Source organism: Pseudomonas sp. FYR_5 (assembly GCF_043106315.1).
Taxonomy (GTDB): Bacteria; Pseudomonadota; Gammaproteobacteria; order Pseudomonadales; family Pseudomonadaceae; genus Aquipseudomonas; species Aquipseudomonas putida_Y.
This window is the reverse complement of record NZ_JBICMK010000097.1, coordinates 410,053-423,845: the sequence shown is the minus strand read 5'-3', so window position 1 is coordinate 423,845 and position 13,793 is coordinate 410,053. Positions and strand designations below refer to the sequence as shown.

Sequence of the window (13,793 nt, the reverse complement as noted above, 5' to 3'; positions counted from 1 at the left end):
CCTATCGGGGGGGGACACACATTGGTGATTGGGCGCAGGCCGTCGTAGGAGCGGGTTTACCCGCGAAAGGGCCGGTTCAGGCACTGCAGTCTCAGGGGGCAATCTGGTGCAGTTGCCCCAACCGGCTGCGGGTACGCATCAGGTCGGCCAGTGGGCCGCCCAGGCTCTCTTCCAGCGGTCGTTTACCGATCACGACCACCCGCCGATCCTGGTCATACAGCACATCCACCAGGTTGACGAAGCGCTGCTGAGCCGCAAGCGAACACTCCGAGAGGTCATCCAGCCCATCGATCACCCACTCGTCATAGTCCCTGGCCAGCACCAGGTAGTCGATGACCGCGGTGGCCTTCTCGCACAGATCGTCAAAGCCAAGCACCACCCGCCGGCCATCGACGGCCAGCGCCCGCAGCGGGCGCTTGTTCACGTCCAGTATCACCGGTTGCTCGTTCGGCACGTTCAGCGCCTGGCGCTGCGCCGCATCACCCGGCCAGACATAATGGCCCTGGGTAAAACGCTGATGCTCGCGGTTGGCCGGCAAGCTGCGAAAATCAGTGTCGCCACCGACTTCGAGCACTTGCATCGAGCTGTTGATCAGGCGAATGACCGGCAGAAAACGCTCGTGATACAGCGGGTTGGGCAACAGCCCTTCGGGCGCATAGTTAGAGGTCACCAGCAGGTACACGCCACGGGCGAACAAGGCGTTGAACAGCCGGGTGAGCAGCATGGCATCGCCTATGTCATGCACATGGAATTCGTCGAAGCACAGCACCCGGCAGCCGCCCACCAGTTCGTCCAGCGTTGCGCCCAGCGCGTCGTCCAACGCCCGGTGGCGATGCATGCCCAGATGCAGGCGGGCAAAGAAGTCATGAAAGTGCAGGCGCAGCTTGGCGGCTATCGGCACGGCCTGGAAAAAGCCATCGAGCAGCCAGCTTTTACCACGGCCGACCGAGCCGTACAGGTACAGGCTGCGCGGTTGGCCCTGTTCAAGCTGCTTCAGTTGTTCGGCCATGCAGTGGATTACCCGCCGCTGACCGTCACTCAGCTGATAACCGCGGCTGTGCGCCTTGTCCTCGAACCAGCCGAGCAGCTCGCTCTGTTGATTGGCGGTGCCGCGCAACCGTTGGCCAAGCTGGCGCAGCGGGGTAGGGATCCAGGCAGACAAAAGCAACGCTCCTTGGGCGATGGTGGGGCAGCCTGCAGCTTGCCCGAGGGCGGCCATTTTGACTAATAGAGAAAGTGCCGGGCAATCATCACTTCTTGCGATAGGTCTGACCGCCTGTTGTACCTGTACGGGCTATGCCTTGCGCTCCAGCTGGCGCTCGATCATGTACTTCACCGCCAGGCGACGCTCCTTGAGGTGGCGCAGGTCTTCGTCGACGAAGTTACCGGCCGAAATCGATTCGGCAGCCAGCACCTGGTTGTCGATGTCCACGTATTCGTCCAGCAGGCGGTCCAGCGCCTTGTCCTGCTGGCGGCGCTGCTGGACGATTTCACGCGGGTAGTGCAGGTCCTGGTAGAGGTCGTGAGAGACAGGCATGGGGTCCTCCTTGGTCAATGCAATGGGCTTATCTGATTGGAAGTGCGGAATGCGATTGTGTTGAAGCGAGGCAGGCGGAAACCGACGGACGGTCGCTGCACCAGAGCCGAAATGACTAACTCGCTGTTTTTTGGCAATTTTTTTTATCAGGGGGGTTCACAGACCGAAAGTTTGTTGTTAAAGTGCCGCGCATTCCAAGACAACAACCCAGTTGTCACTCACTTGGAATTGTCAGGGCAGCAAACGCTGCATCCGATACAGGGGCGTCGCCAAGCGGTAAGGCAGCAGGTTTTGATCCTGCCATGCGTTGGTTCGAATCCAGCCGCCCCTGCCATTTTTCAGATTCAAACGTACTTCACCCAGTGCCAGGAAGATGAGCGCTGGGTTTTCGCGTTTGTGTGGTTTTGCGCGCCACCGCGCCTCCTGAGCGCGGTTCGTGCCGTACCGGATTACCCGGCAATCCCCAGCATTTCGTTCAGCGCCCTGGCCAGTTCATCAGCCTGCACCGGCTTCTGGATCACCAGGCTGCCCGGCAGTTCCAGCCCCTGCAACTCCGCATAACCTGTAAGAAACACCACCGGCACGTGGGGGTACCGTTCGCGGGCCGCCAGCGCCAGTTGTGCGCCGTTGAACTCGGGCATGGCGAAATCAGTCAGCAGCAGGTCAATATCGTCATCCAGCAAGGCCAATGCCTGCTCGCCGCTGTGCGCCTGGCGCACCTGGTAGCCGTATTGGCGTAACACATCGCCAAGCATGTCGCGCACCAGGTGGTCGTCGTCCACCAGTAGCACCGTGCGGTTATGGCCGCTTTCGCTGATCGACTGACTGAGCGCGGCTGCCACGGGTTCGTTCACCATCTCCTCTTTTACCGCTGGCAGGTATACCGCCACTTCGGTACCGCGACCGAGTGTGGTGTCGATGCGCACGCCGCCACCGGACTGCTTGGCGAAGCCGAATACCTGGGCCAGGCCCAGGCCCGAGCCTTTACCGATGTCCTTGGTGGTAAAGAAAGGCTCGAAAACCTTGGCCAGCACCTCTTCGCTCATGCCGCAACCCGTATCGCGGATGCTCAGCATCACGTACTCGCCCGGGTCCGGGTCTTCCGGGCGTTGCGGGCGCTTGTCGATATGGGTGTTGCGTGTTGTCAGGGTCAGCTGGCCGCCGTTGGGCATGGCGTCGCGGGCATTGATCGCCAGGTTGAGGATGATCATCTCGGTCTGGGTGGGGTCGGTCAGTGCCTGCCACAGGGCCAGGTCAAGGTCCAGACGCACCGAGACGTTGCCACCCAGGGTGCGGCGCAGCAGTTCTTCCAGGCCGGCCAGGGTACGGTTGAGGTTCAGCGGCACCGGCTCCAGACGCTGGCGGCGGGAGAAGGCCAGCAACTGCGAGGTCAGCTTGGCACCACGCTCGCCCGCTTCGCGGATATGGGTGAGGCGAGTGCGGGCCTTGTCCAGGTCGGCCTTGGCCAGATCGCGCTCCAGAAAGCTGGCACCGGTGAGTATAACTGTCAGCAGGTTATTGAAGTCATGCGCCACGCCAGCCGTCAGTTGCCCGACCGCTTCCAGCCGCTGCATCTGCTGCAGAGCGGCCTCGATGCGCTCGCGCTCGTTGATCTGTTCGCGCAACCGGGCGTTGGCATCTGCCAGGCCCAGGGCGGCTTCGCGCTCGCTGGTGATGTCGCGTGCCACCACGTACAGCAGGGTGTCCTCCGGCACCACCACCCACGACAGCCAGCGCTGTTGGCCGCCGGCATGCAGGATGCGACCGACAAAGCGTGCGCTGGTGCGGCCATGGGACAGGGCGGCCAGTTCGGTGAGTAACTGTTCCTGGTCCTGCTCAGGCAGCAGGTGCAGCAAGGACGACTGGCTCAGGCGTTCGCGTGAGAAACCCAGGCTGGCTTCCCAGGCGGGGTTCAGTGCGACCGGGGTCAGGTCTTTGTTCAGCACGGCGAGCAAATCTTGCGACAGCTCCCAGGCGCGGTCGCGTTCGCGGGTACGGCGCTCGACCCGCTCGCCGAGCATCTCGTTCAGCTGACGCAGCGCCTGGGTGGCCTGGCGTTGCGCGTGGATGTCCTGCAGTACGCCTGAGAAGCGAACGCACTGATCATCGACGAACTGGGTCTGGCCGCTGCTCAGCAGCCAGCGTGGCTCCAGGCCATTGGGTTGGGCGATCCGAAACTCCACGCGGTAATGACCGTCACTTTCCGGGCGCATGGCATGTTCCACCGCCTCGCGCACCAGTGGCAGGTCGTCGGGGTAGATGCCGGCGTAGAACACTTCAAGGCTCATTTCGGTGCTGGTGGGCAGGCCGAACAAGGTCTTGCAGCGGTCATCCCACAGCAGCAGGCCCTCTTGCGGGCGCAGGTCCCAGGTGCCCATGCCGGCAGCGTCGATGGCAATGCGAGCACGTGCTTCGACGTCCGCCAAGGCCTCTTCGGCGCGGCGACGGCGCTGGCGTTCCTGCACTTCGCTCAGGGCTCGGCGCACGGCTTTGGGCAGCAGTGGCAGGTTCTTCTTCAACACATAGTCGGTCGCGCCCAGGCGGATCATTTCCACCGCGTGCTCTTCACCGTAAATGCCGGACAGGAATATGAACGGGATGTCGGGTGCCAGGCGTTGGGCGATGGCCAGCACTTCGGTGCCGGACGAGCCTGGTAGTACGCAATCACACAAGATCAGGTCGTAGCGGGCTTGGCGCAGGGCATGTTCGACACCCGCATGGTCGAACACCAGCTGCGACTGTACATGCAGCCCGCTGCGCTCCAGGCGCATCAGGGTAAGCTCGGCGTCCATCGAGCTGTCTTCTACCATCAGTAGTTTCAACGGCGTTTGCTGCATCGTCGCGGCGGCCTCAGTTGCTACCGCGACGGTTCAGTCGCAGTGAGCCGGGTGGCGGTTCGTTTAGCACTGCCCAGAATACTCCGAGGTCGGAGATGGCGGCGACGAATTCCTTGAACTCCACCGGTTTGACCACATAAGCGTTTACCCCCAGCTCGTAGGCACGCAACAGGTCGGGCTCTTCGCGCGAGGAGGTCAGCATCACGGTGGGGATGCTGCGCAGTTCGGCAGTGGCGCGCACTTCCTTGAGCACTTCCAGGCCGTCGACCTTGGGCAGTTTCAGGTCGAGTAGCAGCACGGCAGGGTTGCCGTCGTCGCGTTTGGCATAGGCGTTGCGGCGCAGCAAGTAGTCGAGCGCATCGGCGCCGTCACGCAGCACGATGACCTCGTTGGCCAACTGGCTGCGCTCCAGGGCCAGCAGGGTCAGCTCCAGGTCTCGGGGGTTGTCTTCGACCAGCAGAATGGGCTTGAGCATGATGGTAGCGATGCCTCAGGTAGCAGTGTTTCGGGGTAGGGTGAAGTGGAAGCTGGCGCCCTGGTCGACCTGGCCAGTGGCCCAGACTCGACCATCATGGCGCTCGATGATGCGGCGTACGCTCGCCAGGCCAATGCCGGTGCCTTCGAAATCTTCCATGCGGTGCAGGCGCTGGAAGACGCCGAACAGCTTGTTGGCGTAGGCCATGTCGAAGCCCACGCCATTGTCGCGGATGCAGACCTCGGTTTCGTCAGGGTGCTGTACGGCACTGATGCCGATGCGAGCAGGGTGGCGGCCGCGGGTGTACTTGATGGCATTGGCTATCAGGTTGTGCAAGGCCATGTTGATGAATGCCGGGTCGCCGATCACCTTGGGCAGCGGGGCGATGTCCCAAACGATTGCGCGGCCTTCGTAATCGGGTGCCAGCTCGCTGCGAATGGCCTCGACCAAGGCGTTGAGGTCGACGTCGGACAGGCGCAAGGCCGAGCGGCCCATCTGCGAGAAGTTGAGCAGGTTGTCGACCAGGCTGCCGGCAAAGTGCGCCGCTTCACCGATATGCTGCAGGAAGCGCTTGCCGCGTTCGCTCAGGCCCTCGCCTTCGATTTCGCCAAGCAGTTCGGTATAGCCGGCGATGTGCCGAAGCGGTGCGCGCAGGTCGTGGGAAACACTGTAGGAAAACGCTTCGAGCTCCTTGTTGGAACGGCGCAACTCGCCAGCCAGCTGTGCCAGTTCTTCGGCCTTGCGCAGGACAATGCCCAGCACAGCGGTGCGCAGCTCCATCACGCCCTCGATCACCAGTGGGTCCCACGCCTGGCAATAGCCGCGCAGTTCTTCCTGCCAGCGTTCAAAGCTGTGCCGTGGGTCGAGGTTGCCCTGTGGCCCGACCTGCTTGGTCGGCTGGCCGGCCCAGTTGACCGTGCGTATCTGCTCGGGGCGGAACCACAGCAGGTAGTGCGAGTGGATCTGCGAGATGGCCACTGCCAGCACCCCGCCAGCATGCTTTGCCAGCTCGGGCAGCTCAGTGATGTCACGGCGCAGGTTGTCGCTATGGAACACGCTGTCTTCGTCACGTTGGCCGAGCCAGTGCACCAGCGCCGTCACCTGGGCCTCGGGCGGGGTCTGGCCGATCAGGTCGCAGCGCTCGGCCGAGATCACTGCTGCGCCCTGGGCGTCGGCGAAGGCCAGCAGCACGTGGGGCAGGTCGCGCAAGCCGTCACTGACGCTGTCGTGGTCGGCCATGGACGAGATCATGCGTACGATGTGCTGGCGCAGCGCCAACAGCTTGCGCGTGCTGGCATGGGACTCGCGGGACTCTATCTGCAACGACAGCACGCTGGCCAACAGCTCGCAGGCCGTGCGGGTGCGCAGGTCCACCGGGCGTGGCTGCTGATGGTGGCAGGAAATCAGCCCCCACAGCTCGCCGTCGACCACGATCGACAGTGACATCGAGGCCAGCGTGCCCATGTTGCGCATGTACTGCAGGTGCACGGGCGACACGCTGCGCAGTACAGCGAAACTCATGTCCAGCGCCTTGCCGGTGCGCGGGTTGGTTGCGGGCAGCAGCGGCGAGGGCTGATAGTTGGCATCTTCGATCACGCGGATACGGTTGACCCGGTACAGCTCGCGCGCCTGGCGCGGGATGTCTGCAGCCGGGAAGCACAGGCCTGCGTAGCTGGGGTAGCCCGGGTCGGCTACCTCGGCCAGCACCTGGCCATTGCCTTCGGCATCGAAACGGTAGGCCTTGACCCGCCCGAAGCCGGTGATGCGCTTGAGCTGCAACACCGTTTGCTGCAACAGGTCTTCGATACTGCTGGCCAGTTGCAGACTGGCGACAAAGCTGCGGACCAACGGGTAATAGTCACCTTGCCCGGCCAGGTCTGCTGGCAGGCGGGGTGGTTCGAACTCGGCAATCAGCACCTGGTCGTGGCAATGGACCAGCACATGCAGCAGGGCACTGACGGGTGCGCCCTGGCGCAAGCACACGTCGCCAATGTGGAATGGGAAGACCTCATCTTCGGGAAGCCGTGAGAGGTGTGCGTGCAGGTCAAAGCCATCGTGAACCAGGTCGGAGAAGTGACAACCGATCAGTTCACGGGCTGGCAAGCCCAACCAGTGCTCGACATTTTCACTGGCCTGCAGCACGCACAGGTCGGTGGCATCCAGCACCAGCAGAAAGCCGTGAGGCTGGATGCTGCCCGGAACCTGGATCGGTTCCTGGGCACAGCGCTCCATGGCGTCTGCCAGTGAGTTGTCTGCAGTCATGATTGAAAAAGCTCCTGTCATGTCCGTCCGTGTACGGCACAGGTGTCTGGCGCAGGACGAGTACGATTCACCCTAACAGAATCCCGGTGAATTTACCGGCTCCTGGCCATTGGAGGCACGGGTTGGCCGCGGGTTCTGTGCGACACAGGCTTTTTTTGCTACCACGGTATCGCTTTGTCGCTAATACAAAAAAATGGCTTAGCGCTACTTCGGCTGCACTGCCTCGCTGCTACGCTCAGTTCAAGACACCTCGACAAGGATAACAAGGTGGCGGAGCGCATGCTGGCCGCGCTGTTCGGCCTGTTGTTCAGCGGCAGTACCGTGGCTGCGGATTTTCTCGTGGAAGTTCGGGTGCTGGTGCAACGTGGCTGCATGCTGGTCAACCAGCCCCGCGATGCGGGAGCCCAGGCCCTGGGGCGAATCGACCTAGGTGCGACGGCGCGCCTGGATGGCCCTGGTGCGCCCTTGAGCGGCGTGCTGCTGAGCCAGCGCCCGCCGCGGCTCGAGTGCAACCCGGATACGCCCTATCAGGTGCGCGTCGATGGTGGCCAGCATGGTGGCGTCGGCGAGCTGCGCTATCTGGCCAGCCACGACCGCCTGGCGCGGCCCATTCCTTATCGCTTGTACCGTGACGCTGCCTGGCGTGAGCCGCTGGCGGTGGGGGTAGCCCTGTCGGCGCGTGTGCCGGGCAGTGGTTCGGTTGAATTGCCGCTGTACGCACGTATCGACAAATTGGCCTGGGTGCCGGAAGCAGGGGCTTACGCCGACCTGCTCAAAGTCACCGTTACCTGGTAGTGACGCCACCATGCACAAGGACGCCATGCCATGAGCCGCACTTCGATCCTGTTGCTCACCCTCGGCCCGCTGCTGATCCCCGGCGGTGCGGTGCATGGCAGCACCACCGGTTTCATCCAGGCACGGCTGGTGATCAGCGCGTCTTGCCAGATCAGCAGCAACGAGACGCAACCGGCTGTGCTGGGTGACCCAGGCGTAATGGACTTTGGCGAGCGCGGTCCGAACTGGGACCAGCCGTTGCGCAGCCAAGTGGACGAAGTGGGCGGTGAGGGCAGCTTGCAGATCAGTTGCACGCCTGAAGTTCGGGCCTTCAACGTGCGTATCAATGGTGGCCTCAATGGCGACGATGGCATACGCCGCCTGAGCAACGGCCGTGAACTGATTCCATACCAGTTGGCGGTCGACCCAGGCGGCAACAGCCGCTACGGCGTCGGCCAGGCACGGGCCTTCACCATCAGCAGCAGCCAGCAAGTACCGATTCCCATCTACGGTGTGGTAGTGGCGCAACCACGAGCGCTACCGGCCGGGCTTTACCGCGACACCCTCAGAGTGACCCTGGACTGGTAACCACGCAAGGAGACTCCGATGCGAACGAACCTTTCATATTGCGTCCTCGCAGGCCTGGGCCTGGCGTTGGCTTCCCAGGCCCAGGCGGCCACGGTTACGGGGAGTATCAGCTCGACCCTGACGCTGACTGCGGCGTGCCAGGTCAATGGCTCGTCGGGCACGTCGGGGCTTGACTTCGGTGCCTTGGACTTCGGTACCCAGGATGCCTTGTTCGCCACCGCCGATGCCCAGGTGCTGGGAGGCGGGGGAGCCGCCATGAGCATCCTGTGCTCTGCAGGTACGGTGCCTGTGATCAAAGTGAGTGCAGGCCTGCATGATGGCCAGTCGAGCGGTGGCACCCGAGCGCTCGCCGATGGTTCTGGCAACTTTGTACCGTATGACCTCTATACCGACGCTGGGCGTACGGCGTTGCTGGCGGTCGACGACACCATCACCCTGCCGACCAGTACCGGCGCCGCTCAAACGGTCAACCTTTACGGCAAGGCCGTCGGCAAGGCGGGCCTGCCTGCCGGGGTCTACAGCGACACGATCTCGGTCGAGCTGTCGTTCTGATCCATGCGCGGCTGGCTGGCAGGAGGCCTGACTGGCGTCAGCATGTTGTTGACCGCCCCGTTGGGGGCAGTGACCACCAGTACCTTCACGGTGACGGCGCAGGTTGTCGCCGGGTGCCTGGTGGTAGGCGGTGTCACCAGTTACGGCACGCTCGATTATGGCTCGCAGTCGGCGCTGTCCACGGGGCTGCTCAGCACATCCCTGGGGGGGTCTACCGTGACGTTCCAGTGCACGCCGGGCGTGGCCATGAGCATGAGCCTGGACGGCGGGCAAAACAGTGCCAGTGGCACACGCAACCTGAAGCGCACCAGTGGTGCGCAAGTGCTGGCCTACCAGTTGTACCGGGACGCGGCCTATACCCAGGCTTTGGGCATCGGCCAGAGCGTGGCGGTGAGCTATTCCGACCCGACGGCGATCAAGCTACCGGTCTACGGGCGAGTCCAACTGACCGGCACGCAGCCGGCAGGGACTTACACCGATGTGGTGCAAGTGACGGTGACCTGGTAACTGCCAGTGCCACCCATGACAAGTGTCTAAGGAGAGCTGCATGTGGGCAGGCGCGAAGTGGACGCGTGGATTGACTGGATTGTTGTCGCTGGCAAGCCTGCCGGCCTGGGCGGCCACTTCGGTGCTGATCTGGCCGATCGACCCGGTGCTGGAGGCCGACCAGAAGGCAGGTGCGTTGTGGCTGGAAAACCGTGGCACTGCACCGGCAAACCTGCAGGTGCGGGTATTCGCCTGGCGTCAGGGTGATTATAAGGAGCAGTTCCAGGCGCAGCGCGAGATTATCGGCAGCCCGCCGGTCGCCAACATCGCTCCCGGGCAGAAGCAGTTGATCCGCCTGACCCGTACCGGCCCTTCACCCGCCGGCCAGGAGCAGGCCTACCGCATCATCATCGACGAGATTCCGCCCGCCATCCCGGTCGACAAGGCTGAGCCTGGCGCGACGGCGGCCATTCGTTTGCAGATGCGCTATTCGGTGCCGCTGTTTGTCTATGGCGAGGGGCTGTGGGGCAAGGCCGACCCTGAAGGCAAACGCAACGCCGAGGGGGTGGGCAAGCCGCAGCTCAGTTGGCGCCCGGTGACGGTGCAAGGCAAGCCCTACATTGAACTGCGTAACACGGGCCCGGTACATGCGCGGCTGACCGATGTGGTCGTGCAGCAAGGCCGCCAAAGCAAGCCACTGGCTGAAGGCCTGCTGGGCTATGTGCTGCCGGGGGCAAGCATGCGCTGGCCGGCGCCCGTGGCATCCGGCAGCGTCAGCGTGCTCAAGGGCAGGGTCAATGGTCAGCGCTCGGCGGACACCATCCGCCAAGGCCAATGAGCCAACGGCTGAATGAAGTGCAGGGGCCAGGGAGGACCCGGCAATGGTTGGAAACCGTGTGTGAAATGGCTTCCGGCGACGACGTGCCGCTGGTGCCTGGGGTTGGCCATGGTCAGCCCCGCGCTGGTGCTGGCCGACGACTTGCCCCCACCGCCCACGGAGATGTCCGCCATCGCCGAGGCCACCCTTTACCTCGATCTGGTGGTGAACCAGATGCCCAGGGTTGAACTGATACCGGTGCAGCAGCGGGCCGGGCGCTTGTACCTGGACAGCGACGTATTGCGTGCAGCTGGCGTCTCGCTGCCGGGCAACCCCCAGGGGGAGGTGGCCCTGGACAGCATCGCGGGGCTGCACACCGACTACGACAGTCAGAACCAGCGCCTGCTGCTGCAGGTGCCGCCAGCCTGGTTGCCAGAACAGCAAGTGGGTGATCGCAACCTTTACCCGGCCAGCGATGCGCGCAGCAGCTTCGGCGCCTTGTTCAACTATGACCTGTATCTCAACGACACCGATGAAGGCGGCACCTACCTGGCCGCCTGGAACGAGCTGCGCCTGTTCGACAGCTGGGGTACCTTCTCCAGTACCGGCCAGTGGCGCCAGTCTTTCAATGGCGCACAGGCGGACGATACGCGCCGAGGCTTCATGCGTTACGACACCACCTGGCGCTTTACCGACGAGCAGCGCCTGCTGACCTACGAAGCCGGTGACTTCGTGACGGGCGCCTTGCCCTGGAGCAGCTCGGTGCGAGTGGGCGGAGTGCAGCTGTCACGCGACTTCGCTGCGCGCCCGGATCTTGTCACTTACCCCTTGCCTGCGTTCGCCGGCGAAGCGGCGGTGCCCACGTCGCTCGACCTGTTCATCAACGGTTTCAAGTCCAGTACCACTGAACTGCAGCCAGGGCCGTACACCCTGACCAACGTGCCGTTCATCAACGGTGCCGGGGAAGCGGTGGTGGTCACCACTGATGCCCTTGGCCGGCAGGTGTCGACCACCTTGCCGTTCTATGTCACCAGCAGCTTGCTGCAGAAGGGCCTGTCGGACTACTCGGTGGCCGCCGGCAGCCTGCGCCGTGATTATGGCGTACGCGATTTCAGCTATGGGCCGGGTATTGCCTCGGGCAGCTTGCGCTATGGGCTCAGTGACATCTTCACCCTGGAAACCCACGCCGAAACGGCTGAGTCGCTGATGCTGGGTGGGCTGGGCGGCAACATGCGCATGGGCAACTTTGGCGTGCTCAACGCTGCCTTGGCGCAAAGCCGGTTCGAGGGCGACAAGGGCCATCAGGTCGCCCTTGGCTACCAGTACAACAGCCAGCGCATCGGCTTCGGTTACCAGCGCCTGCAACGCCATGGCGACTATGCCGACCTGAGTCGGGTGGGCTCCCCGGACATGCAACTGAGCAAAAGCAGCGAACAGGTCACCCTCAGTGTCAACCTGAACGAGTACGGCAGCATTGGCGCTGGCTACTTCGACGTGCGCGCCGGTGACGGTACGCGTACCCGGTTGATCAACCTGAGCTACAGCAAGCCACTGTGGGGCAGCAGCAGTGTGTACCTGTCGGCCAACCGTGAAGTGGGTGACAGCCAGTGGGCGGTGCAGGCGCAATTGGTGATCCCGTTCGACCTGCACGGCACCCTGGCGCTGAGCATGGAACGCAGCAATGAAGGCGAGACCCTGCAACGGGTCAACTACAGCCGTGCGGTGCCAGCCGGTGTCGGCGTCGGTTACAACCTGGGCTATGCCGCAGGCAGCGACCGTGATGCCTATCGCCAGGCCGACGTCACCTGGCGCCTGCAATCGGTGCAACTGCAGGCCGGTGTGTATGGCAGCAGCGGTGAGATGACCCGCTGGGCCGACGCCAGTGGTTCTCTGGTGTGGATGGATGCCGGCGTGTTCGCTGCCAACCGTATCGATGATGCCTTCGTGGTGGTCAGCACCGCAGGTTACGCGGATGTACCGGTGCGTTATGAAAACCAGGAAATCGGCCGTACCGATGCCAAGGGGCACTTGCTGGTGCCTTACAGCAGCGGTTACTACCGGGGCAAGTACGAGATCGATCCCATGAACCTGCCACCGGATGTCCTCGCGCCGGACGTTGAGCAGCGTGTAGCGGTGCGACGGGGCAGTGGCTACTTGCTGGAATTCCCCCTCAAGCGGGTCATGGCGGCCAGTGTCGAATTGGTGGATGGCAACCAGCAGGTGCTCAAACTGGGTAGCCGTGTCACCCACGCAGAGAGCGGCACCCAGGCGGTGGTGGGGTGGGACGGGTTGGTGTACCTGGAGAACCTGTCGTCGCATAACCGCCTTCAGGTGGCGCTTGAAGGGGGTGGGCATTGCGAAGTGGCGTTTGACCTGCCCGAAGCGCAAGGCTCGATCCCTCTGATTGGTCCGCTGGTGTGCCGATGAGCGCCTGGCGGCGGGGCCTGGTGGCGAGCGTGCTGCTGTTGCCGAGTGGCACGGCCTTGGCGCTTTGTTCGTCGGTGGCCACGTTGCCGGCAGCGTTTGGCAGCCTTAATTCAACGCAGGTTCGCAACACGGTACAGACGGCTTCCAGCCTCAACTCCGGGTTGCAGTGCACCGGTTCGCTGCTGACCTTGCTCAGCAGTGGTGATCATTTCTACGCCACGATCACGCCCGCCTCGGGTGGGCTGATCGGCCCGACAGGCGATGTCATTCCCTACACGCTGTATGCCGACAACACCACCCGCTACCCGATTACCCGCGGTGTGGCCTACGACTTCGCCCGCAACGGCATCCTCGACTTGCTGGGGCTGCTCGGCGGTACCACACCCAAGGCGGTGCCGATCTACCTGCGCACCCAGATTGGCAGCAATGTCGCGGCCGGGTTGTATCAAGAGGCCCTGACCGTGGCCTGGAGCTGGGATTATTGTTCGGGGATTGGCGCGTTAGGGATATGCCTTGGGCGCGACATCGGTTCGGGTAGCCAGCTCTTGAACGTGAGCCTGACGGTGACCAACGATTGCCAGATCACCACGCCTGACATCAGCTTCGCCAGTGCACCGGTGGTGGCGGGGTTCGGCACGGTGAGCCAGGGCATAAACGTGTCATGCACCAAGGGCAGCAGCTACACGGTAGGGCTGGATGACGGGCAGAACGTGTCGGGTGGGCGGCGGCGGATGAAGTCTTCGGCCAACAACTACCTGGCCTATGACATTTTCAAAAGTGCCGGGACCGTGCGCTGGGGGGCGTCAGGGGCTGCCAGGCGTTCCAGTACGGATGCCGACATCAACCCCGGCGTAGGTACCGGCACGGGTAGCCAGGTGTTCAACTACAACGCCAAGGTCTATACCGATCAGGCGACACCGCCGGCTGCGACCTATACCGACAGTGTGATACTGGATGTGCAATTCTGAACCTGTCGTCCTTCCGGCGGTTCATACCCCTGAAGGAGCCGCCGTGTGTCGCGACGTGCTGCTCCTGCAG

General features: G+C 63.4%; 12 protein-coding genes and 1 tRNA gene. 8 read left to right on the top strand and 5 right to left on the bottom strand.

The genetic code is table 11. The features are described 5' to 3' along the window. Nucleotides 1-91: 91 nt before the first annotated feature. Nucleotides 92-1,162 carry a cell division protein ZapE gene (zapE, locus tag ACF8RA_RS20645; RefSeq protein ID WP_209964907.1) on the bottom strand — a complete coding sequence of 357 codons (1,071 nt, stop codon included), beginning with the start codon at nt 1,160-1,162 and terminating at the stop codon, nt 92-94. Between the two features lie 132 nt (nt 1,163-1,294). Next, nucleotides 1,295-1,537 (bottom strand): hypothetical protein, encoded by a 243-nt coding sequence (locus ACF8RA_RS20640; protein WP_020193386.1) that lies wholly within the window; start codon nt 1,535-1,537, stop codon nt 1,295-1,297. A gap of 259 nt (nt 1,538-1,796) precedes the next feature. Here ACF8RA_RS20640 and ACF8RA_RS20635 point away from each other — a divergent pair. Further along, nucleotides 1,797-1,871 (top strand) — tRNA-Gln (locus ACF8RA_RS20635). A gap of 115 nt (nt 1,872-1,986) precedes the next feature. Here the strand turns inward: ACF8RA_RS20635 and ACF8RA_RS20630 are convergent. The 3 genes from ACF8RA_RS20630 to ACF8RA_RS20620 are packed head-to-tail and all read right to left on the bottom strand — an operon-like array spanning nt 1,987 to nt 7,111. Continuing rightward, nucleotides 1,987-4,374, bottom strand: a complete 2,388-nt coding sequence (locus ACF8RA_RS20630; protein WP_392487498.1) for a response regulator — start codon at nt 4,372-4,374, stop codon at nt 1,987-1,989. 13 nt (nt 4,375-4,387) lie between these two features. Continuing rightward, on the bottom strand, nt 4,388-4,849 hold the full coding sequence (locus tag ACF8RA_RS20625; protein ID WP_176683919.1) for a response regulator: 462 nt from the start codon (nt 4,847-4,849) through the stop codon (nt 4,388-4,390). Between the two features lie 15 nt (nt 4,850-4,864). Further along, the gene (locus ACF8RA_RS20620) at nt 4,865-7,111 is read right to left on the bottom strand and encodes an ATP-binding protein (protein WP_392519531.1); all 2,247 of its coding nucleotides are present in this window, start codon (nt 7,109-7,111) and stop codon (nt 4,865-4,867) included. A gap of 267 nt (nt 7,112-7,378) precedes the next feature. Here ACF8RA_RS20620 and ACF8RA_RS20615 point away from each other — a divergent pair, with 267 nt between their 5' ends. From ACF8RA_RS20615 to ACF8RA_RS20585, 7 genes are all read left to right on the top strand, one after another. Next, nucleotides 7,379-7,906 (top strand): spore coat U domain-containing protein, encoded by a 528-nt coding sequence (locus ACF8RA_RS20615; RefSeq protein WP_176683917.1) that lies wholly within the window; start codon nt 7,379-7,381, stop codon nt 7,904-7,906. Between the two features lie 30 nt (nt 7,907-7,936). Beyond that, the gene (locus ACF8RA_RS20610; protein WP_176683916.1) at nt 7,937-8,473 is read left to right on the top strand and encodes a spore coat U domain-containing protein; all 537 of its coding nucleotides are present in this window, start codon (nt 7,937-7,939) and stop codon (nt 8,471-8,473) included. 18 nt (nt 8,474-8,491) lie between these two features. Further along, nucleotides 8,492-9,025, top strand: a complete 534-nt coding sequence (locus ACF8RA_RS20605) for a spore coat U domain-containing protein (protein WP_176683915.1) — start codon at nt 8,492-8,494, stop codon at nt 9,023-9,025. A gap of 3 nt (nt 9,026-9,028) precedes the next feature. After that, entirely contained in the window at nt 9,029-9,532 is a 504-nt protein-coding gene (locus ACF8RA_RS20600; RefSeq protein ID WP_176683914.1) for a spore coat U domain-containing protein, read from the top strand. Nucleotides 9,533-9,572: 40 nt separating this feature from the next. Continuing rightward, nucleotides 9,573-10,349, top strand: a complete 777-nt coding sequence (locus ACF8RA_RS20595; RefSeq protein WP_392519530.1) for a molecular chaperone — start codon at nt 9,573-9,575, stop codon at nt 10,347-10,349. 108 nt (nt 10,350-10,457) lie between these two features. Continuing rightward, entirely contained in the window at nt 10,458-12,755 is a 2,298-nt protein-coding gene (locus tag ACF8RA_RS20590) for a fimbria/pilus outer membrane usher protein (RefSeq protein WP_392460400.1), read from the top strand. Continuing rightward, nucleotides 12,752-13,723: a spore coat U domain-containing protein gene (locus tag ACF8RA_RS20585; protein WP_176683912.1), complete on the top strand. Its 972-nt coding sequence runs from the start codon at nt 12,752-12,754 to the stop codon at nt 13,721-13,723. Before ACF8RA_RS20590 ends, ACF8RA_RS20585 begins: the two co-directional genes overlap by 4 nt. Nucleotides 13,724-13,793: the final 70 nt, after the last annotated feature.

What these genes read in the sequence shown, in the direction of transcription:
- ACF8RA_RS20640 (WP_020193386.1), bottom strand. Translation starts at nt 1,537, where the DNA reads ATGCCTGTCTCTCACGACCTCTACCAGGACCTGCACTACCCGCGTGAA.
- ACF8RA_RS20630 (WP_392487498.1), bottom strand. Translation starts at nt 4,374, where the DNA reads ATGCAGCAAACGCCGTTGAAACTACTGATGGTAGAAGACAGCTCGATG.
- ACF8RA_RS20625 (WP_176683919.1), bottom strand. Translation starts at nt 4,849, where the DNA reads ATGCTCAAGCCCATTCTGCTGGTCGAAGACAACCCCCGAGACCTGGAG.
- ACF8RA_RS20620 (WP_392519531.1), bottom strand. Translation starts at nt 7,111, where the DNA reads ATGACTGCAGACAACTCACTGGCAGACGCCATGGAGCGCTGTGCCCAG.
- ACF8RA_RS20610 (WP_176683916.1), top strand. Translation starts at nt 7,937, where the DNA reads ATGAGCCGCACTTCGATCCTGTTGCTCACCCTCGGCCCGCTGCTGATC.
- ACF8RA_RS20605 (WP_176683915.1), top strand. Translation starts at nt 8,492, where the DNA reads ATGCGAACGAACCTTTCATATTGCGTCCTCGCAGGCCTGGGCCTGGCG.
- ACF8RA_RS20600 (WP_176683914.1), top strand. Translation starts at nt 9,029, where the DNA reads ATGCGCGGCTGGCTGGCAGGAGGCCTGACTGGCGTCAGCATGTTGTTG.
- ACF8RA_RS20595 (WP_392519530.1), top strand. Translation starts at nt 9,573, where the DNA reads ATGTGGGCAGGCGCGAAGTGGACGCGTGGATTGACTGGATTGTTGTCG.
- ACF8RA_RS20590 (WP_392460400.1), top strand. Translation starts at nt 10,458, where the DNA reads ATGGTCAGCCCCGCGCTGGTGCTGGCCGACGACTTGCCCCCACCGCCC.
- ACF8RA_RS20585 (WP_176683912.1), top strand. Translation starts at nt 12,752, where the DNA reads ATGAGCGCCTGGCGGCGGGGCCTGGTGGCGAGCGTGCTGCTGTTGCCG.